A 19,408-nucleotide genomic window follows, 5' to 3' on the forward strand; every position below is an offset into this window, starting at 1 on the left:
TTTATAGTTACACTTTAATTACCACTTCATCCAATTAACTTTTACCAATTTAGTTATAAAACAACGGAATAAAGAAAATTTGAGAAGTTTTAGTTTATAAAACTAAAAAGAAAATTTTAGATATTGGTATAATATTTTTTAAAGGAGCATTTATGAAAAATATAACTTTAGAATCATATGAAGAATCAAAAAAACTACATAAAAAATTTATCGATTTCTGTATCGCATTAACTGTTTTATTCTTTGTTTATTTAGCAGGTCTTGCTTACATAATCACATCTTTAATTTATAAAATTCAATTAGACAATAAGCAAATAAGTGTGATGCCTAAAGGTTTGATTAATATGAGTATAAGTAGTTATTCATTAGTTATTATGGCTTTTATCTTACTAATAGCATCAAACTTATTCTTTTTACCTAGAAAATATTATCATTCTACTATTGAACAAAATCCAATATATCTTTATTTCGTCTTAACTGAAACTAAAAAAATGTCTTTTGCTTTTACTAAATTTTTCACAAAATTAAGTTACGCAAATATAACAAATATTAAAAATGACTACGATGAAAGGTACAATACACTTAAAAAGAACTTGTTAGAATTAGCTTCATTTTTAAGCAAGTATGATGAGTTATTGATTTTTGATAACAAAGTTCACTTAGTTTTAACATCTCCAAAAGAACATTTAATTAATAATGATTTTGTTGTATATATCGAAAAAGGTAAAGAAGCTATTTTAGATGATTTAGAAAAACATTTAGTTAAAGGCTATGATGTAACTGGTATTTCAGATGCTAATTATTTAAAAGTATATTCACTTGCTGGTCATTTAAGTCAACAACCTATTCTTTTAAAAATTAAAGAATATGATGAAAATACTTCATCAATTATTAAAAAAGATAATATTACTTTTGAAGACAAGGAACATTATGCTGCTAATATTTTAAAAAAGGAATCATTAGCTTTTAATGATAAAACTAAGGTTCAAAAACTTTCTCTAGAAACTGAATTTAATTTGTTATTGGTTAACCATTTATTAAAAAGCAAGGATCATTATTACTCAATTAAAAGATATTTAGATGAATGAAAAGTTGATATTGCTGAACTAGCAAAGTTTATTCATAAAATGCCAATTAACAACTTTAATTTAAGATTATTTTTACAAGAATATATTAACGAAATTCAAGCAAGAAAGAGTTATTAAATATTATAAAAAGCACAAAGGTTTAATTATTGCCTGAGTGCTTTTTATTTATCATTATTGTATTAATTTATCTGTTTATAGATGATTTAGAAAAAATAGCTATTGTTCTTGCATTAATAAAACTTCTTCTTCACTTAATTTTCTAATAGCTCCTTTCGCTAAATTATTATCAAGTTTTAACTTACCAATTTGAACTCTTTTTAAATATAAAACAGCATATCCAAAATGTCCAAGCATTTTCTTAACTTGGTGAAATTTGCCTTCATAAATAGTTAGAAAACAATGCTTGTTATCTATTAATTCATATTCATAATTTTTGATAATAGTATCTTCATCTAGTTTAATATCGGGGTGGCTATTTTTAAATTCTTCACTAAAAGGTTTATCAACTTCTACAAAATATTTTTTAGCAACATGATATTTAGGACTTAAAAGTTTATGACACATTAAGCCATCATTGCTGATGATTAATAAACCTTCAGTATCTTTATCTAATCTACCAAAAGAGAAATATTTGTCTTTATCTAATTTTAAAATATCGAATATAGTAGCATCATTGTTATCTTCATTAGCACAAACAAATCCAGCAGGTTTATTAAACATAAAATAATGATACTTTTCATATTTTAAAAGCACATTATCAAGTTTTACTTGATCTTTTTCTATGTTTATTTTGATGCTTTTTGTAATAATTTGATCATTTACTTTAATGGCTTTTTTGCTAATTTTATTTTTAATTTCATTTCTTGAAATTCCGGTTATATCTGCTATATATTTTTCAATTCTAACTAATGGCATCTTTCTCCTTAATATATAGTTATTTTACATTAAATGTAAAATATTATTAAGGCAAAGCTTTAAACAATATATAATAATTACTATGAAATTAATATCTGACAATAAAAGAAGCTTGCATGGTTATCGGATTATCGATAAATATGAAGCCGGCATTGAGCTTATGGGCTGAGAAGTAAAATCAGCAAGAGCTGGAACCGTTAATCTAACCAACTCATATATTTTTTATCGTAAAGGTGAGTTGTTTTTATGCAATGCAACTTTTAGTCAATATATGCTTGTAAAATGTGATGAAACTAGAGAAAGAAAACTTTTAATGCATAAAAGAGAAATTGAAAGATTAGAAAGTAAAAAACAAAAACTAGGTAGTTCAACCATTTTACCATGCAAAATTTATTTTAATGATAAAGCTAAAATCAAGCTTGAAATCGCTTTAGTTCAAGGCATGAATAAAGCAGACAAAAGAGAAAAAATTAAAAAGAGAGATAATGAACGGTACATTAAAAGTGTTCAAAACAAGTACTTGTAAGATTAGCCTAAAGGCTAATTTTTTAATAAAAAAACTAGCATAATGCTAGTGTCCATTTTTAAATAAAATTTTAGGTCTAAAAATGTTCTTTTCGACTGTTTTATTGGCTTTAAAGTTATTTAATATTCTTACAATTGTCATACCAATTTGAGGATAATCGATAAAGATTTTACATTTAAATCTTTGTTGTGTATCGTATATAGTTGCATAACTAATATCTGTTAATCTTAAGTTTCTATCTTTTGATGAAACTAAGTTAATAAATACTTCATGAGTTGAAGAAACAACATTAACAATGTTTTCTCTATTTAATCAATTTAAGAATTTAGTAAATTGTTTAGGAACTTTATTTGATAAAAGTACAACTTCGTAATCAAGGTTAAGTTCTTTACATGCTTTTTCAAAACCTTCTTGACGTTCACTTTTTTGCTTATCATCTAATTTAGTATCTAAAGCAAAAACCACTTTTTGACCTTTTTCAATATAGGTTGCGAATTGTTTAGTTAAGTTATAAAAGGCTTGTCCGTAATTGATACTAATGCAATTGAATTCATCTAATTCTTGTCCATAAATAAAGGTAGCACAATCAGTAACATTTTCCTTAATGTATTGAAGAATTTCTTCGTTACTCTTTTCTTGATCTTCAAGGTTTGCAGGTTGAGCGCCGCCTACACTATATTGAGGTAAGAAGAAAACAATTGATTTAGGTCTTCATGAGTTAGCATATTTAATAGTTTCTATATAATCCTTCACCGATGGACCTGAATAAGTAATAATTACTCTTTCTTTACTTCTTTTAGCACTTAATTCAATACCGTTCATAACTTGTGTGATCGAGTTATCGTATGATTGAGGGACAATGATAAAAATCGAGTTATCATGTCCACGAATTAAACGTGCTCCATGGTTTGGAGTATAATTATATTTTTTAATAATATCTTCAATTGCTTTTTTAGTTTCGTCAGAAACATAGCCACCATTATAGTAGCGGCTAACGGTACTAATTGACACTTTTGCTAATTTAGATATATCCTTATATGTGAAATTTTTCATAGTCTTTTATATTATATATAAAAAAATAAAATATGGAAATTTTCACATTTTCTTTTATTTTCCTTTGATTTTTTCAAAAAAGGGCTTATACCTTTTCCAAGATTTAATTAGATCTGCTTCAACAATTTTGGATATGTTTTTCAAAGAGCAATCTTAAAAAACACAGATCAAAAATTAAGCTTCTCCAAAATACAAATTTAGTGCCTTTAATTAACTTTTTGATATAATAATCAAGCCAGTGAAATAGAAACCTCATAACTTGGTCAGGACAGAGATGGAGCAGCCACATTGAGAAGTGCTATGTTTGCTGGCTTTTTTATTTTTCATTTTTTTGAAATAAAAAAGCACTTAGATAACTAAGCACTTATGGTATTCTTGCGAATATATGGAGCAAATGAGGGGAATTGAACCCCCGTATCAAGCATGGCAAGCTTGTGTTCTACCATTGAACTACATTTGCATTTAGTAAGTAATATTTTATATGAAAATTTATAAATAGCAAAATAATTTTTATTTTTTTCGAATGCAGTGAGTTATCTCATTTTTTTATTAACCTTATATATTTATATAAAAATAAAAAGATCAGCATTACATAATGCTTAGTTTCTTGATTGTTTAGCAGCTAAATAATTAGAACTTTTATTCTTTTGTTTCTTTTGATTCAAGTTCATCGATTCTTTTTTCAAGTTCAATGTTTTGGTTTTCTAAATCACAAATTCTGTCGAAAAGTTCTTGTATAAGTTTAGTAAACATGTGAGGGTCAAATTGTCCTTGCATGATTTCATTTCTTTCAGGTTTTCAACCTATTTTTGTTTTAACAGTTTCTTTAAGTTTAAGCGCCATAGTATTCTCTTTCTAATATAATATAATTATGTATATTATAATTTAAAAATAATAATAAGTGAAAGCGAGAAGTGAAAAAATGAAGAAAATTAAATTATTAGCTTTATCACCAGTTGCAATATTAATGCCAGTTATGCTCTCAAGTGGTTGTGGTAAAGTAACTCAAGAATTTCTTAATAAAGAAGCTGAAACATTATATAAAACTAGAGAAACAATTAATAATAAAGCTGTGGAAATCTCTAAAAAATATTCAAAAGAAGTGCAAGACGAATTTCCTAAAATTATTAAGACTTTAAGCGATGACATCATTAATAAATTTTTCACAAAGAAAATTAAAAACCAAACTAATCCTAAAGTTTTATCTCTTAAAAATGACTTTGTTTCAAAAATTCTAGATGACAAATTTTTAGATGAATATGCTAAAGAATATAGTGAATTATTATCTAAAAAACCTAATGCAAATGAAATTAAAAATAAAGATGAGTTTAAAAAAGCTATGACTGAATTCGAAAATAAAAAGAATGAATTAATCAAAAAACAAACTCTTGAAATTTATGAAGATGATTTAGAAATTTTAAGTGATAAAGTTAAAGAATTATTAAAGACAGATAAAAGTCAAGAATCACAAACAATTAGTGAAGAATTAAAAGATTTTGAAAATGATTTAGAACATAATGTTCAAAAAATAGACGAAAAATTATCAATCTTCTTTAATCCTATTAATCCTAATAAAGATCAAATTACATTTGTAAATATTTTAGTTCAATATTGTAATTTAATCTCTAAATAACAGCAAAGAAAAAATACCATTATGACTGTTTTATAGGTTAAATGGTATTTTTATTTTGCTTTTTTCGTAATCTTCTTTATTGTTGTATTTTTGTAATTTAATACTCAAGCCATTATTCTTTTAATTCTTGAGCTTGTATATCTTTTTGATGTACAAGCATCAACAAAGCATTCATATGTTGGCATGTTAATATGCTTGAATAATAAGTCTTCTAAACCTTCAGAAACAACTGGAATAAGTTTAATTTTTTCTTTACCTAAAAGCAATACTTTCTTTTGGAATTTAATGTAATAATCAGAGATATTTTTTGGTGTCTTTTTAAAAATCATTGGTGAATATTGGCTGATATCTTCACCTTGATAAATTTTATTTCTTAAAAATGATGCTGAAGCATATTCCCCTTGAGCTACATCACTATGGAAGTCCACATTTCTTTTAAGTGTAAAAATCTTAATAGGTAAATTATTATTAATAATTACTTTAACATATTCAAGTCCAAGAATATCATTAGGCATTTCATAACTAGAACCGGTTAAGTCTTTTAAAGCTTCAGCTGCAGCTTTAGGGAAACTAATTTTATTTTGTTTTTGCTTTTGTCTAATTAGTTCGTAATATTTTGCTTCATTATTTTTTAAAATTGTAGCGATATTAATCATAGTTGAAGGATCATTAGTTTCAGAACCAAAGACAAGTTTATCAATTTTGCCCTTAGTATAAAGTTTCATAATAGCATTGTAAGCAAAAATATGTGCTGCTTGGCAAGTTTCTTCAAAAGATAATTTTAAAACTTTATCAACTCCATATTTTTTAGCAATTTTAGATCTTTCTTTAAAAGATGCTACTGCTAAATCACCTCTTTGAGTGAATTTGTCAGACATTACCACAATAATTTTTTCACCAGGAAAATTTTCCTTAACTCACTCGATTTGTTTAATATGTCCATTGTGGAATGGGTTATACTCAACTACAATACCTACAGCCATTATTTGTCCTTTTTATATGTTATTTTAATTAAAAAATATATTTATGTTTGTTTAATTATTTTACATTATAATAAATATTATGAAAAAATATGCATTAGTAGTAGATTCATCTTGTGGTTTAACCAAAAAACAAGCTGAAAAATTAGGTTGATTTTACTTACCCTTGTATATCGATATAGATGGTAAAAATTATTCTGATGGTGTGGATTTAGATGCCACAACCTTATTTGACAAATTTACTTTAAAGTCTGAAGTCAAAACTTCAATGTTTAATTTAGTCACTGCTGAAACATTGTTTACTGAATTGTCAAAAGAATATGATGAAATTATTGTTTATCCAATTTCTAAATATTTATCAAATAGTTATGCAACCTTGAAAACAATGACAGCTGATTTTCCTAAATTAAGAGTTATTGAAAGTGTTGAAATAGCTTCATTAATTTTAATTGACTTGTTTTGATTTGAACTTGAAATGAAAAAAGATTCAAGCAAGATGGAAGAATATCTTAAGTTCATCGAAGCTGGTTCATTCCAAAAATCAATTACTTTGATACCTAAATATAATAAATATTTAGTTAAGGGAGGGAGATTACATCCAGCAGCTGCTTTAATTGCTAAGATGTTCAATATTGTTCCTCTTATCAAATGAGAAAATGGTCAATTATTAAAAGAAGGAATTGGTAGAAACTTTTACAAAACCATATTAAAAAACGCTGAACAAAAAGCAAAAGATTTTAAAGTAAGTGACAACCACAGTTTAAAAACCATTGTACTTCATTCAGGATCAACCGAAGAAGACAAAAAGAAATATCAAGAAACCGTTTCGGATTTATTTAAAAAAGAAAGTGATTTATTTAGTACACCTTCTGTTGTCTCAATTCACGTTGGACCAGAAGCTTATGTATTAATAGTAACTGAAGTACCTACAGAGTACGAAAAGGCTATTGATGAAAGATTTCAAATATTAAAAGAAAAATAGTTAAATATAAGAATATGCTAGTATGTTGGCATATTTTTATTTTGCTTAATTCAACAATCATATTAGTATTAAATTAATTTCAACAATTGAAAAAGTTGAAAATCAAGTTAAATTTCAAATTTAAATTTTGTTAAAAAAACTATATAAAATCAAATAGTTAATTAAATTCTCATTAAAATAAGTTATTTATCTATTTTGATTTAAAAACCTATAAAACAAATGAATTAGTAAAATGAGGCACGAAAAAAAGTAAATAAAAAAATGGCAGGAGTGACAGGACTCGAACCCATAACACACGGGGTTGAAGCCCGTTGTTCTACCATTGAACTACACTCCTACGCAATTAGTAAAACCATTATACACTATTTTTTCAAAACATTAGCAAAAACTTGTTCAATATCTTTAACTTTTTTGATTTTCATCAAATCTTCATCATTAACGGTTACGCCAAGTTTTTCTTCATAATCAAATACAATTTCTGCTAATGATAATGAGTCAATTTTTAATTCTTCAAAAGTTGATTCAGGTGTTACTTTAACCTTAGTTAACTTTTGAATTTTTGCAATAATTTCATTCATGTTCATAATAGTTTTATTATAAAGTAAAAATAATATATTGTTTAAATTTTATTTAGTGATCAATTTAAACGAAAAGAAATTTTAAAAAACGATAATATAAGATAGCTGAAATAAAGGTATAAATAGTTCCTTAAAGGTTCCTTATTCGTTCCTTATTCGTTCCTTATTTGTTCCTTATTTGATATAATTTTAATATGAAAAAGGAATTAGATTTATCATTTAAATATACTGATGAACTTGTAAATTATCTTCTAGAAATAGAAAAATATAGAAGTGCTTTGAATTATTTATCTTTACCTACAAGAAGCAAACAAAAAATTCAATATGAAGCTAAAATTAAACAAACTCATTTTTCTACGAGCATTGAAGGAAATGTTTTAAATATTGAACAAGTTAAAAATGTTGTAAATAATAAAGCAAAACAAACAAGAATTCAGGCAGAACAAGAAGTATTGAATTACTGAAATGCTTTAAGTTTTCTGGAAATAAGTAAAAAAGATAAAACAAAAATAACTAAAGATTTTATCTTTAATTTACATAATATTATTGAAGCAAAAAGCTCAAAGATTACCAAAATTGATTTTAGAAAACCTACTCCTCCTGGTTTTCTGTTCGCGGTTTACGATTCTATCACTAAAAACCCTGAATATATTCCACCTGAAGCTAAAGATGTTGAAGGTTTAATTGATGAATTAGTATTATGAATAGAAGATAATGCAAATTTACCAAGTGCTGTTAGAGCAGCTATTATTCATTATGCTTTTGTAACAATTCATCCATTTGAAGATGGAAATGGACGGAGTGCTAGAGCATTAGCTACTTATTCTTTAATGATTGATGATTATGATTTTAAAGGTTTCAATTCATTTGAAGAATATTACAGTAATAATTTAAATGAATATTATCAATCCCTACAAATGAATTTAGATCCTTTATTTTATAACGGACGTAATAAACCACCACACTTAGAACAATGGATTACTTATTTTTGTAAAATAATGGCTCTTAATGCTCAAAATGTATATTTATGTGCTTTAGAAGCAAGTGAGAAAAATAAAACCTTTAACGAATTATTAAATGACTTAAATAAAAAAGATTTAACATTATTAAGATATTGTATAGAAAATAATAAAAGCATTATCCATACTAAAGACTTAGCAAATATTTTTGGTGTCACTTCTCGGGCAATATTGAAATGAACTAAAGACTGAGTTAACAAAGGTATTTTGGTGCCTAATAGCGGTAAAGAAAGAATTACATCATATAAATTAAGTGATAAATATGGTAAACTCAAAATTAATGATTTAGGGTTTATAGATTAAGCGCAAAGCTAGGATATAAGACATAGACATTTTCAATTAGAAGTGTCTTTTTTACTACTTTTAAAAAAGATGAATATAAAAAATAATGCTGTTTAATAGACATTTTAGTCAAAAAGCATTATTGTTATTTTTTAATAATTTAACAAATTATGAGCTATATATTTTTTGTTTTCTAATATATAAATCCAAAAATTTTATTTAAAGAACTTAAATATTTCTTCGTAGTTTGGTTCATTAGAAACATTAGAACAATATTCTAAATGAACAATTTTATTATTTTCATCAACTACAAAAACTGCTCTTGTTAATAATCCAATATTTTCAAGTAAAGTTCCTGTTTTAGAAGCAAAATCATGGAATCTAAAATCGCTTAAAGTAGTAATAGCATCATTATCTTTACCTGCACATCAACGTTTAAAAGCAAAAGGTAAATCTTGAGAGATAACTAAAACAGGATATTGTTTTCCTTTAAAATAATTCAAGAACTTTGCTGTTTCTATTTCACAAACACCAGTATCGATTGATGGGATAGAAAATACTAATCTCTTTTTGTTTTTGAAGATTGAACTATCAAAATTATCCATATTTATATCAACAGCTTTAAATTCAGGAAATTCTTGATTTAATTCTAATTGTTTTCCTACTAAATTAGTAGGTTGGTTTTTAAAAAATACTTGCATAATAACCTCTTTCAAATAATTAAAACTTTGTTATTTTATTGTATTAAAAATTTAGATAAATTAATTATTTAGACTTAATAAATCTTTTCTATGTAAAACAACAAAACGATCTTTATTAGACATATCTTTAATAATTAAGGCATTTTTAATTTGTATTCATTTATTAATATGTTTTGGATTAATTTCAAAAATTAATATACCATTTTCATTTAGATATTCAGGCGCTTCATTTAATATTTTTTCATAAAAATATCAACCATTATCAGGAGCATAAATAGCATGCTCAGGCTCATGTTTTAAGCTTAAACTTTGAGCGTCAGGATCATCATAAGCAACATATGGAGGATTGCTTACAATTAAATCAAATTTTTCTTTTATGGCTGTAAAACAATCACTTTGAATAATTTTAACCTTTTCATTTTTATCAAAATTTAACTCAAAGTTTTCCTTAGTTTGTTCTAATGCTTCAGTATCAATATCACTTAAAGTAAAATTAATAGTTGAATTAAATTTCTTTAATGCTAGTCCAATAAAACCTGATCCACAACATAAATCTAAAACCTTCATATTATCTTTTAGATATTTATCTTTAATTAGATAAATTAATTCTTCAGTTTCGTATCTAGGGATTAAAACTTTATGATTTAAATTAATTCTAATATTAGCATATTCAACATATCCCATTATGTATTGAATTGGATAATTAGCCTCAAGCATTTTTAATTCTTTTTCGCTAATTTCTTCTTTTAATCCATATCTTCTTTTTTCTAATAATAAATCTTCTTTTGTAGGCATAAATCTCCCTTACTAAAATAATACAAAAAATTAACACATTTCGTGTTAATCATAATTATTAAAAACCACTTTCTTTAATCTTTTGATTTTGTTCTTCAGTTAATAAAGCATCAATTAAAGCAGTTAATTTACCTTCCATTATTGGTTTTAAACTTGTTGAATAACTAATTCTATGATCAGTAACTCTATCTTGTGGATAATTATATGTTCTTATCTTTTCGCTTCTATCACCATGACCAGCTAATTTTCTATAACCAGATTCTTCTTCTTGTTTCTTTTGTATTTCCAAATCATAAAGTTTAGATTTTAACACCATCATCGCTGTTTCTCTGTTAGCTATTTGGCTTCTTTCATCTTGCGATGTAACAACTATACCAGTTGGTAAGTGTGTAATTCTAACAGCTGAATCTGTTGTGTTAACTGATTGACCACCAGCTCCACTTGAACGATACACATCAACTTTTATGTCTGATGGTTTAACCTCAATTTCAATTGAATCGTCAATTTCAGGCATAACAGTAACAGTTGCTGTTGAAGTGTGAATTCTACCTTGTGATTCAGTAACTGGAACTCTTTGTACACGGTGAACTCCAGATTCAAATTTAAATTTTGAATAAGCCTTATCCCCTTTAATTGAGAAAACAATTTGTGAATAACCACCAGCTGGAGTTGGACTTGTTGAAAGCACTTTTAATCTAAAATCTAATTCTTCAGCAAATTTAGAATACATTCTAAATAAGTCACTAGCGAAAATATTTGCTTCATCACCACCGGCTGCACCTCTAATTTCAACGATAACGTTTTTATCATCATTTTCATCTTTTGGTAAGATTAAAACTTTAAGTTCTTGTTCTAACTCATCTAATTTAATGGTGTTATCATCAATAATACTTTTAGCTAATTCAACTTCTTCTTCATTTTTAGACTCAAGCATCTCTTTAGCCATTTGAAGATCATTGAGTAAGTTTTCATATTTAGTAAAAGTTTCGGCTATTTCCTTAATTTTATTGACTTCTTTGCTGATTTTTGTGTACTCTTTTATATTATTAATAGTTTCTGGATTATCTAATTTTTGTAATAAATTAGTATAACTATTTTTAATTTCAGTTAAAGATTTAAACATATTTTTTTCCATAATTTTTATATTATAAATAAAAAATTAAAAATTGGAAATGACTATATAGCATTCCCAAACTTAATTTATAGGTTTAATGTTAATTTATTAATTGTTATTTGTAGAATCGATTATTTCGATTTCTTTTTTAACTTCATTTAATCTTTTGTTAGCTTCTTTAATTAATTCATTTCCTAATTTGAAATCTTTAACAGCTTGTTCTAAATCTATATCATCAAGATTTTTGAATTTTTCATTAATGTTATTAATTTCTTGAATTAATTGTTTGAATGTTTTTTCTTTATTTTCCATTTTAATTTCCTCTTTCTTTTTTATTTTTTACAACAGTTTCAATAACGCCATCATACACATCTATGTTTAAAATATCGTTAGTTTTAACTTGGTTAACGCTTTTAATTAAATGATTGTTGAATTTCGCTAATGAATAACCTTTTTTAAGTATTGTATATGGACTATAACTTTCTAAGGTTTGACTAAGTAAATTAATTTTTTCATAAAATTTATCAATTCTATTTTTATATGAGTCAAACAACTTTTGTTTTGTATTTTGAATACTATTTTCTAGATATTGTGTTTTGAATTTAATGCTTTGTTTTATTCTTAATAATCAATCATTTAAGTGTTTTGATTTATCAGTTAAATATGAATGAAATTTGTTTGTTATATTTTCTTTAGTTTGTGTTAATTTAGCAATTAAACCACTAAACTTCTCAACTAATAATTTACCAATCAGATTGTTTTGTAGTAGTTTTAGTGTTTCTTGTTTAGACGATAATAAGTTTTTAATTCTATTTTTATAGTTTTCTAAATTCAATAAAGGCTTAGATTCAACATATTTTTCAAAAAGGTTTTTTATAGCTTCGGAAGGAGTTGAAAAACTTTTGCAACTTACTAAGTCAGCAAGAGATATATTAATACCATGTCCTATCGCTGTAACTACTGGGATTTTAGAATTTATAATAGCTTCTATAACTGGTTCTTTATCAAAAGTTTTTAGATCTGCTTCGCTACCGCCACCACGACATAACAAAATTAAATCAAAATGAACTTTTGTATATTCATTAGCTTCTTTAATTTTTTTAACTATTTGTTCAACCGCATCTTGTCCTTGAACCCTTGAGTCCATTAGATATAAATTTGTTGCATTGGTAGTTGATTGTCAACCATTTTGAACGTCTTTAATTACTGCTCCATCAGCAGAAGTTATTACTAAAATATTTTCAGGATAATGCGGGATCAATGAACTTCTTTTTTCTCTTTCACTATTACTAAAAGGAATTTTATATTTTTCCATTAGCATTTCTTTTTCGTTTTCTTCTAAAAAATGTTTATCAATTTCAAACTCATTTCCTTAAAATATGAATCTATTATTAGAGTTACCTAATCGAAACTTACCGCATATGCGAAAAATAAATTTATCATGATCTTTTATATCAATATTCTTTTCTTTAAACAATCTTTCAAATTTTCAGTATTTCGCTTGTTGTACTGAGACTTTTAATTGATAGTCAGGATTATTTATGTCATAAGCAGTTATACTTTTATATTTGTTTGAGTTTGATTCATCTGGTGATTTAAGTTCAATTTTGCATTTAATACAATAAGATAAGTTTTCTATATCTTTATTAAATTTTGATACGGCTTCACTAACATCATAAATTACATCATTTTTATTAATCATTAAACCTCCTTAATTTAATTCTATATCTAATAAGATATCGATAAATGTTTTTCTTATCATGTTAGTTCGCAAATTCTAAAAATATATTTTTAAACACATAATTTCTTTTTTAGAAAAGCAATTATTTTAGATATTTCTGTAATTTTTTAAAAAATATTTAGTTTTATATCCTAATAAAAAATGAATCAATTATTTTCTTATTTTTCTATTTAAATATTGCATTTATTTCTTACTTTTATGATATTTTATGTTTATCTAATATATGGAAAATTTCCACAAAAGGATCGTTTTTTTAATGGTGGGATTAAAATAAAAGGTATAAACCTTTTCTACAATCATTTAATAATTTTTCTATACAAACGGAGTTTATTTATGTCTATTGAAATACCATGCCTTTTATCAACATATGACAATTATACTGTTAAGCCAAGAATAAATGAAGACGACAAACATTTAAAGATATATTATGAGCGCAGTTATGGAACAACTTCAATTCAAGATATCTTTATTTCAAAATTAAAAAAAGTTTATTCTGACAAAAAAATATACGGCAAAAGCAACCAATATAATTGACGTTTAGCTTTTGCTCATTTTCTTTGAGATTTTCACAACGCTAAAAGCTACTATGCAATTTGTTTAAACAAAGATATAGTTTATATACATGCATTTTTTGATGAAAGTAAATTTAAAAGTTTCAAAAGTTATAATTCAGTTTTATGTTCTTTTAATTATAGTGAAAATGAGTAATGTTTTTATTTTAATAAAATAGAGTTTTTGAATTATGATGAACCTTCATCAGATGATGAAACATTTCGAAAAATTGATAAGGTACAATTAATAGCTCAAGACTTAAATTATTCTTATGCTTCTTCAAAAATTGCAAATATATTCGAACAATTAAAAAAAGTTGATTATCTCACTAAAAAACCGAAATTTTAGATTTTAAATTATTAAACAAAATTTTACATCATATGAGAGGCAAAATAGATGATAAATCTATTGATAGCGAATATAAAATTGTTAATCTTTCATTAGAAAATATTGAAGATGTTCATGCTAATCAATTAACTTCTAAAAAAGGAATTTATTGTATATGTCCCAAAAAAATAGGTGAAAAATCTAGAAAGTTAAGGTTTAACTTATATACATCTAATTCAATAAATGATGATGATTTCGAAAAAATAGAAGTATCTTTAAAAGAAACTGCTTTGGAAAAAGTCATTTCTGCTATGAATTACGATAAAAAAATAAAAGATATAGATAATGATATAAACGAAAAAGAAAAAATAATTTCTTCTTTAAAAAGAAACGAACTTAGAAATATAGCAGAACAAATAGAACAAGATAAAAAAGATTTGAATGAAGCCGAAACACAATGGAATGAAATAAAACAAGAAATAAAAAAAATAGAAAAAGATAAAAATGAAGATTCTAAAAACAAAAAAGCTAAGAGTAATGTTGATTCAAAAAATCCTTTATTAAAAAACTATGAAAATGAGAAAAAAATAATAGATAAGAAAATTGAAGAATTAAAAAATAAAATAAAACAAAACCAAGAAAAGAAGCAAAAATTTGAAAATAAAATAGATACTTTAAATAGAAATATCAAGGGTGAGAAATATAAAATATCAATCATTAACCAAATAAAGGGTTGTTTAAACAAATCTTTAAAAAACCCAAATAACAAAATTTATGAAATAGTATATCTTAATTATGAAAATCAAAATGATAGTGATTACGAACCAAAGTATAATTTGCCAGAATTTTTAAAAGAAACAAACTTTCTTCTTATGATTGAAAACCGACGAGCAGAAATGCAAGTTATTAAAAGATATTCAAATGAAATCTTGAATACTTCAAAAGGGCGCTCTGTCAATATTCATATTTTAAGATCTCTTATTAACCCTAAGAAACACTCAAATATTAAGATCAACTTTAATAATGATAACGAGTACCAGGAAGTTATTAAAAATTATAATTTAATCCCTAGACAAAAAGATGCTTTCGAAAAATCTATTTCTACAAGAGATATCCATTTAGTACAGGGACCACCAGGGACTGGTAAAACACAGGTTATATCAGCAACTTTGAATTATTTTGCTTCTAGAGGAGACAATTGCGTCATTTCTTCTTCGACACACAAGGCAATATCAAATTGTCTAGATAGAATTGATGACTATAATAAAAATAATCCTAATATCATTATTTATAAAAAAGATAAATTTAATTCACGCAAGAAAAATAGTTTTGCTGAAGAAAATCTTTACCAAAACTTTTGCACTAAAATAAGCAATTATATATTAGATAAAGATGATGATATTTCCAAATATGAAAATATTTTAAAACATAATAAATCTTTTTTTGCTAAGCACATTAAAACCAATAACTTTAAAAATGTTTATACTCAAGAAATTCTTGACGGAATCAATAAAAATGGATTTTCTGGTGATATATATAATAGTAATAAATACGGGGACAAGAATATAGAAAATATAAAAGAAGGTAAATGTAATTCTCTGAATCTAAAAAAACTTATAACACATTTTGCTACTAATTGGTCGATTGACGATAACTTAACATGAATTGAACAAAATGAAACAGAAATTAAAAAAATCAATAAGGATATTCAACAAATTATGAATGAGGAAAATAAATTATTTATAACTTATTGAGATTTTTATGATTATATTAATTCAAAGATTAATTCAAAAAAGAATGATTCAAATATTTTTAAAGAAAATTTTGAAAAGTTTTGACAATCATATACTTTTAATCCAGAGATTGAAACTATCGACGATAAAAACAGAGATTCAGAAGATAGACAATTTAGAAAAGTGATTTTTGACAATGCGTTGATTAATGTTATTGGTTTAACTAACACTTCAAAACCGATATTAGAAATCAATGATGAATCTAAAAATTTATTAGATGAATACCCCTTATATTTAAATGCAATTGATGAGGTTTCTAAATCATCAACTCCTGAAATTTTATCTAAAGTTAATTCATCTAAAGTTTTAATTTTGTTCGGTGATTATAAACAATTACCTCCTAGATCTACAATTGAACCAACTTTAATAAAAGATACACTTGAATCTCTTAAAGAAGATGATAAAAAAGACTTAAAAGTTTTGCTTAATAAATCATTACATGAAAATCATTTTAAAGAATCTCAAGATGATGTAGAAAATATTCAAAATATTTTAAATATCCCTGTTTTTGAAAAATTAGCAATTAAATCCAAAAAAGAAAATTTTGAATTATTATCAACTTTAACCGAACAACGTAGATTTAACAAAAAAATTGAATCATTAGTTAATGAAAACTATGACTCCGATGAGCGCCTTGAGTCTAAAGATTTAAATTTACCGGAATATAAAGTTAAAAATAACATTGAACAAGTAGTATATGTTGATACATCGCAATTATCTAAGACTTACGCTAAAAAATATAACATTAACGATTCATTAATTTCTTTTGATCGAATTACTACTTTAGATGATGATCTAAAAAACATGAAGCTTTCAGAAGGTTTATTTAATGAATACAATGCAAAAGTTATATTAAAAATAGTTAATGATATACAAAAAAGCAACTCTAAAGCAGACTTAAAAGATAAAATTGGAATTATATGTTTAACTAGTAATCAAAAGCTAATAATTAGGCAATTATTAAAAAATAAAAATTTAGAAAAATTAAATATTAAGGTTGACACAATCGATAACTTTCAAGGCAGAGAAAAAGAAATTATTATTGTGGGCTTCATTAAAGCTGAAAGAAAATATAAAGAAAAAATGCTAACTCTCAAAACAAGAGATCTTTCATTTTTAACATCAGATAAAAGAATTAATGTTGCTGCCTCAAAAGCAAGGTCATTATTGATTTTAGTGGGAGCTTTTGAATGATATTTAAAAGTAATAGAAGGGAATAATTTATTAATTAAATATATAAGCCACCAAAGAAATAAAAACCTTACGCTTTATAAAGGGGAGGAATTTTATGATGAAGATTAGAATACCATTTTATAAATATAACTTTAAATATGATGAAGTTTCATACGTATCATTAGAATTCTTCGAATTTCTTTTATTAAATATTTTTGTGACAAAAAATTCTAATAATAACTTGAACACTATAAAAGAAGCATTATTAGACAAAGCTAATATTCATGAAAGAAATGATGTTATTTTTGAGAAAACTTTTGAAAATCTAGTAAAAAATAAATCAATTGAATTAGATCCACCAGTATCAATTGATGACTTTTCAGAAATAAATTTAAGCAATATTACAGTCAACAAGCAAATAGTTCAATTATTTAACAAGAAAAAATTTTATCAATTTGATTTACTAAATGATTCGAATGAAGTAAAAAAAGAACATCGAAAGAAAGAATGCGATATTTTTTACTCAATGAAATTCAACAAGGTTGATGATGTTCCCGAAAATAATAAAGAAATAATTAACATTAATGTCCCGAATGATAAAGATGAGGTTATAATCGAAAGAGAAGAAGAAATAATAACAAATTACTTAATAGAGAATGATAACAACAAAGCAGTTTTGAATTTTGCTTTAAAATCTAAAACTTGTAATTTAGGCGAGATGAATATCGATAGTTTTAAAATATATTATAAAAATAATGATATTTACATAGGTTCAGAAAATAAAATTGTTAAAGACTTTTTTGAATGATTAGAAGAAGACTTTCGAGAAAGAAAAGAGTTTTTTGATACATTTATTCTTTCGTATTTTGAAGATGAATCTATTGTTTTTGATGATGAATTCATTCAAAGGAATCATCTTAAAATAACCGATATTGATAAAGAGAAAATTGAAAACTTATTTAATAAACGTTATTACCACGAATATTTAAATATTCTTAAAAATGGCAAAATAATCGAAGGGAGTGATTCGTTTTATTATTTAAATAATAATTTCTATAACATTTCAAAAACAAAAGTTAATGTGAAAATATTTAATGGTGATTATTCAAATGAATTAGGTATAGAAAAATCAATTAATATAATAAATGAATTAAATGAAAATGATGTTATCAACAATGTCTTCCCAATTGTAAATCCATTTTTCTTTCTATCTAACTTTTCTAAACCTTGATGTATTAAGTATTCGGAATGAATTGTTAAAAATAGAAAAATTACAGATTTAGATGAGAATACTATCTCTGGAGTGCATAAGTTTATAACAGAGTCAAACGATCAAAAATTGAAAGAAAAATTCTGAAAAGATTTTGAGAATAATAAAAAACATATTTTATCGCTTTTAACTCATGAAGTTAGTTATGAATTTTTAAATTATATTTTAAAGAATGAACCTACATTATTAGTTTCAATCAACTGAAATTCAATTCAATTAAATTATTATGATTACATAAACAAGGCCACTAATTTATTAAAAAATTGCAAAAAAGAATTGTTAAACATTTTAGATCATAAAAAAATGTTTAAATCATTATCTTTACCTCGATTATTCAATGAGATAAATGATGAATATGATTCAATGAAGAAACTATACAATCAAATTAAAAATGCCGATTCTAGTAAATTAGAACTCCCCACTATTAATGATTGAAATCACAAAATTCAAGACTGTAAATACAATTGATTATTTGAAACTTTAATAATTGATATTAGAGTTGAAATAAGCGAAAAATCAAAAGAAAAAGATGATATTTTACGTAATAATAACATAACCCTTTCTCATGAAATAAGAATTTCATTAGAAGGTCACATTGATAAAATCAATAATTCGTCAAACAATTCAACACAAAAAGTAAATAAGATAAGCAGAGAAAATTTAAAAAACTTGTTTAAGTCATTGAAGTTGTCAAAAGAAGATGAAAACAAAATTATAAATAATATTCTGGACAATAATAAAACAGCAAACAAATACCACCATTATGAAGGAGCAAGCGAAGATTCTAAAATTCTTTATGAAGATCAACAAAAGTTAATTAATTTTAAAAAATATATTCAAAATCTTTTAAATAAATTAAAACAAAAATAATAAGAATTAGGAGTGA

20 protein-coding genes, 2 tRNA genes and 1 other RNA gene are annotated in these 19,408 nt (G+C 24.7%); 10 read left to right on the top strand and 13 right to left on the bottom strand.

What is annotated here, in order from left to right; all coding sequences use genetic code 4:
* The first annotated feature begins 152 nt into the window (after nt 1-152).
* Nucleotides 153-1,205 carry a hypothetical protein gene (locus ACJA22_RS01280; RefSeq protein WP_406617327.1) on the top strand — a complete coding sequence of 351 codons (1,053 nt, stop codon included), beginning with the start codon at nt 153-155 and terminating at the stop codon, nt 1,203-1,205.
* A gap of 99 nt (nt 1,206-1,304) precedes the next feature.
* Here the strand turns inward: ACJA22_RS01280 and ACJA22_RS01285 are convergent, their stop codons facing one another.
* The gene (locus ACJA22_RS01285; protein WP_406617328.1) at nt 1,305-2,003 is read right to left on the bottom strand and encodes a pseudouridine synthase; all 699 of its coding nucleotides are present in this window, start codon (nt 2,001-2,003) and stop codon (nt 1,305-1,307) included.
* An 82-nt stretch (nt 2,004-2,085) separates the two neighbouring features.
* Here ACJA22_RS01285 and smpB point away from each other — a divergent pair, with 82 nt between their 5' ends.
* Complete coding sequence (smpB, locus tag ACJA22_RS01290) at nt 2,086-2,529, top strand: SsrA-binding protein (RefSeq protein WP_406617329.1); 444 nt, start codon at nt 2,086-2,088, stop codon at nt 2,527-2,529.
* Between the two features lie 45 nt (nt 2,530-2,574).
* Here smpB and ACJA22_RS01295 read toward each other — a convergent pair whose 3' ends face one another.
* Nucleotides 2,575-3,582 carry a LacI family DNA-binding transcriptional regulator gene (locus ACJA22_RS01295; RefSeq protein WP_406617330.1) on the bottom strand — a complete coding sequence of 336 codons (1,008 nt, stop codon included), beginning with the start codon at nt 3,580-3,582 and terminating at the stop codon, nt 2,575-2,577.
* A gap of 227 nt (nt 3,583-3,809) precedes the next feature.
* On the opposite strand from ACJA22_RS01295, the gene ffs reads away from it, so the two are divergent.
* An RNA gene (gene ffs, locus ACJA22_RS01300) (signal recognition particle sRNA small type) lies at nt 3,810-3,907 on the top strand.
* A gap of 61 nt (nt 3,908-3,968) precedes the next feature.
* Here the strand turns inward: ffs and ACJA22_RS01305 are convergent.
* Together ACJA22_RS01305 and ACJA22_RS01310 are read right to left on the bottom strand one after the other, a co-directional pair.
* A tRNA-Gly gene (locus ACJA22_RS01305) sits at nt 3,969-4,042 on the bottom strand.
* A gap of 179 nt (nt 4,043-4,221) precedes the next feature.
* Nucleotides 4,222-4,425: a hypothetical protein gene (locus tag ACJA22_RS01310; protein ID WP_406617331.1), complete on the bottom strand. Its 204-nt coding sequence runs from the start codon at nt 4,423-4,425 to the stop codon at nt 4,222-4,224.
* Between the two features lie 79 nt (nt 4,426-4,504).
* Here ACJA22_RS01310 and ACJA22_RS01315 point away from each other — a divergent pair, with 79 nt between their 5' ends.
* Nucleotides 4,505-5,215 (top strand): hypothetical protein, encoded by a 711-nt coding sequence (locus tag ACJA22_RS01315; protein WP_406617332.1) that lies wholly within the window; start codon nt 4,505-4,507, stop codon nt 5,213-5,215.
* Nucleotides 5,216-5,265: 50 nt separating this feature from the next.
* Here the strand turns inward: ACJA22_RS01315 and ACJA22_RS01320 are convergent, their stop codons facing one another.
* The gene (locus ACJA22_RS01320) at nt 5,266-6,198 is read right to left on the bottom strand and encodes a nucleotidyltransferase (protein ID WP_406617333.1); all 933 of its coding nucleotides are present in this window, start codon (nt 6,196-6,198) and stop codon (nt 5,266-5,268) included.
* 79 nt (nt 6,199-6,277) lie between these two features.
* Between ACJA22_RS01320 and ACJA22_RS01325 the strand changes: the two genes are divergently transcribed.
* Nucleotides 6,278-7,177: a DegV family protein gene (locus ACJA22_RS01325; RefSeq protein ID WP_406617334.1), complete on the top strand. Its 900-nt coding sequence runs from the start codon at nt 6,278-6,280 to the stop codon at nt 7,175-7,177.
* 262 nt (nt 7,178-7,439) lie between these two features.
* Here the strand turns inward: ACJA22_RS01325 and ACJA22_RS01330 are convergent.
* Nucleotides 7,440-7,514 (bottom strand) — tRNA-Trp (locus tag ACJA22_RS01330).
* A gap of 25 nt (nt 7,515-7,539) precedes the next feature.
* Complete coding sequence (locus ACJA22_RS01335) at nt 7,540-7,755, bottom strand: phosphopantetheine-binding protein (RefSeq protein WP_406617335.1); 216 nt, start codon at nt 7,753-7,755, stop codon at nt 7,540-7,542.
* A 194-nt stretch (nt 7,756-7,949) separates the two neighbouring features.
* On the opposite strand from ACJA22_RS01335, the gene ACJA22_RS01340 reads away from it, so the two are divergent.
* Nucleotides 7,950-9,077, top strand: a complete 1,128-nt coding sequence (locus ACJA22_RS01340) for a Fic family protein (protein ID WP_406617336.1) — start codon at nt 7,950-7,952, stop codon at nt 9,075-9,077.
* A gap of 194 nt (nt 9,078-9,271) precedes the next feature.
* On the opposite strand, the gene tpx is transcribed toward ACJA22_RS01340, so the two are convergent.
* The 6 genes from tpx to ACJA22_RS01370 all read right to left on the bottom strand — a co-directional run bounded on the left by tpx (nt 9,272) and on the right by ACJA22_RS01370 (nt 13,368).
* A complete protein-coding gene (gene tpx / locus ACJA22_RS01345) occupies nt 9,272-9,757 on the bottom strand; it encodes a thiol peroxidase (RefSeq protein WP_406617337.1) in 486 nt (161 codons plus the stop codon).
* A 60-nt stretch (nt 9,758-9,817) separates the two neighbouring features.
* Nucleotides 9,818-10,552: a peptide chain release factor N(5)-glutamine methyltransferase gene (prmC, locus tag ACJA22_RS01350; protein WP_406617338.1), complete on the bottom strand. Its 735-nt coding sequence runs from the start codon at nt 10,550-10,552 to the stop codon at nt 9,818-9,820.
* A gap of 58 nt (nt 10,553-10,610) precedes the next feature.
* The gene (gene prfA, locus ACJA22_RS01355) at nt 10,611-11,687 is read right to left on the bottom strand and encodes a peptide chain release factor 1 (RefSeq protein ID WP_406617340.1); all 1,077 of its coding nucleotides are present in this window, start codon (nt 11,685-11,687) and stop codon (nt 10,611-10,613) included.
* An 87-nt stretch (nt 11,688-11,774) separates the two neighbouring features.
* Nucleotides 11,775-11,978 (bottom strand): exodeoxyribonuclease VII small subunit, encoded by a 204-nt coding sequence (xseB, locus tag ACJA22_RS01360; RefSeq protein ID WP_406617341.1) that lies wholly within the window; start codon nt 11,976-11,978, stop codon nt 11,775-11,777.
* A gap of 1 nt (nt 11,979) precedes the next feature.
* Entirely contained in the window at nt 11,980-12,981 is a 1,002-nt protein-coding gene (gene xseA, locus ACJA22_RS01365; protein ID WP_406617342.1) for an exodeoxyribonuclease VII large subunit, read from the bottom strand.
* A gap of 57 nt (nt 12,982-13,038) precedes the next feature.
* Complete coding sequence (locus ACJA22_RS01370) at nt 13,039-13,368, bottom strand: hypothetical protein (protein WP_406617343.1); 330 nt, start codon at nt 13,366-13,368, stop codon at nt 13,039-13,041.
* A 372-nt stretch (nt 13,369-13,740) separates the two neighbouring features.
* Between ACJA22_RS01370 and ACJA22_RS01375 the strand changes: the two genes are divergently transcribed.
* The 4 genes from ACJA22_RS01375 to ACJA22_RS01390 are packed head-to-tail and all read left to right on the top strand — an operon-like array spanning nt 13,741 to nt 19,392.
* Nucleotides 13,741-14,115, top strand: a complete 375-nt coding sequence (locus tag ACJA22_RS01375) for a hypothetical protein (RefSeq protein WP_406617344.1) — start codon at nt 13,741-13,743, stop codon at nt 14,113-14,115.
* A gap of 27 nt (nt 14,116-14,142) precedes the next feature.
* On the top strand, nt 14,143-14,307 hold the full coding sequence (locus tag ACJA22_RS01380) for a hypothetical protein (RefSeq protein WP_406617345.1): 165 nt from the start codon (nt 14,143-14,145) through the stop codon (nt 14,305-14,307).
* Between the two features lie 32 nt (nt 14,308-14,339).
* Nucleotides 14,340-17,381, top strand: coding sequence for an AAA domain-containing protein (locus ACJA22_RS01385; protein WP_406617346.1), 3,042 nt, complete (start codon nt 14,340-14,342; stop codon nt 17,379-17,381).
* Nucleotides 17,368-19,392, top strand: a complete 2,025-nt coding sequence (locus tag ACJA22_RS01390) for a hypothetical protein (protein WP_406617348.1) — start codon at nt 17,368-17,370, stop codon at nt 19,390-19,392. Before ACJA22_RS01385 ends, ACJA22_RS01390 begins: the two co-directional genes overlap by 14 nt.
* Nucleotides 19,393-19,408 lie beyond the last annotated feature (16 nt).

It is taken from the genome of Mycoplasmopsis adleri, from assembly GCF_045276205.1.
Taxonomy (GTDB): domain Bacteria; phylum Bacillota_I; class Bacilli_A; order Mycoplasmatales; family Metamycoplasmataceae; genus Mycoplasmopsis; species Mycoplasmopsis adleri.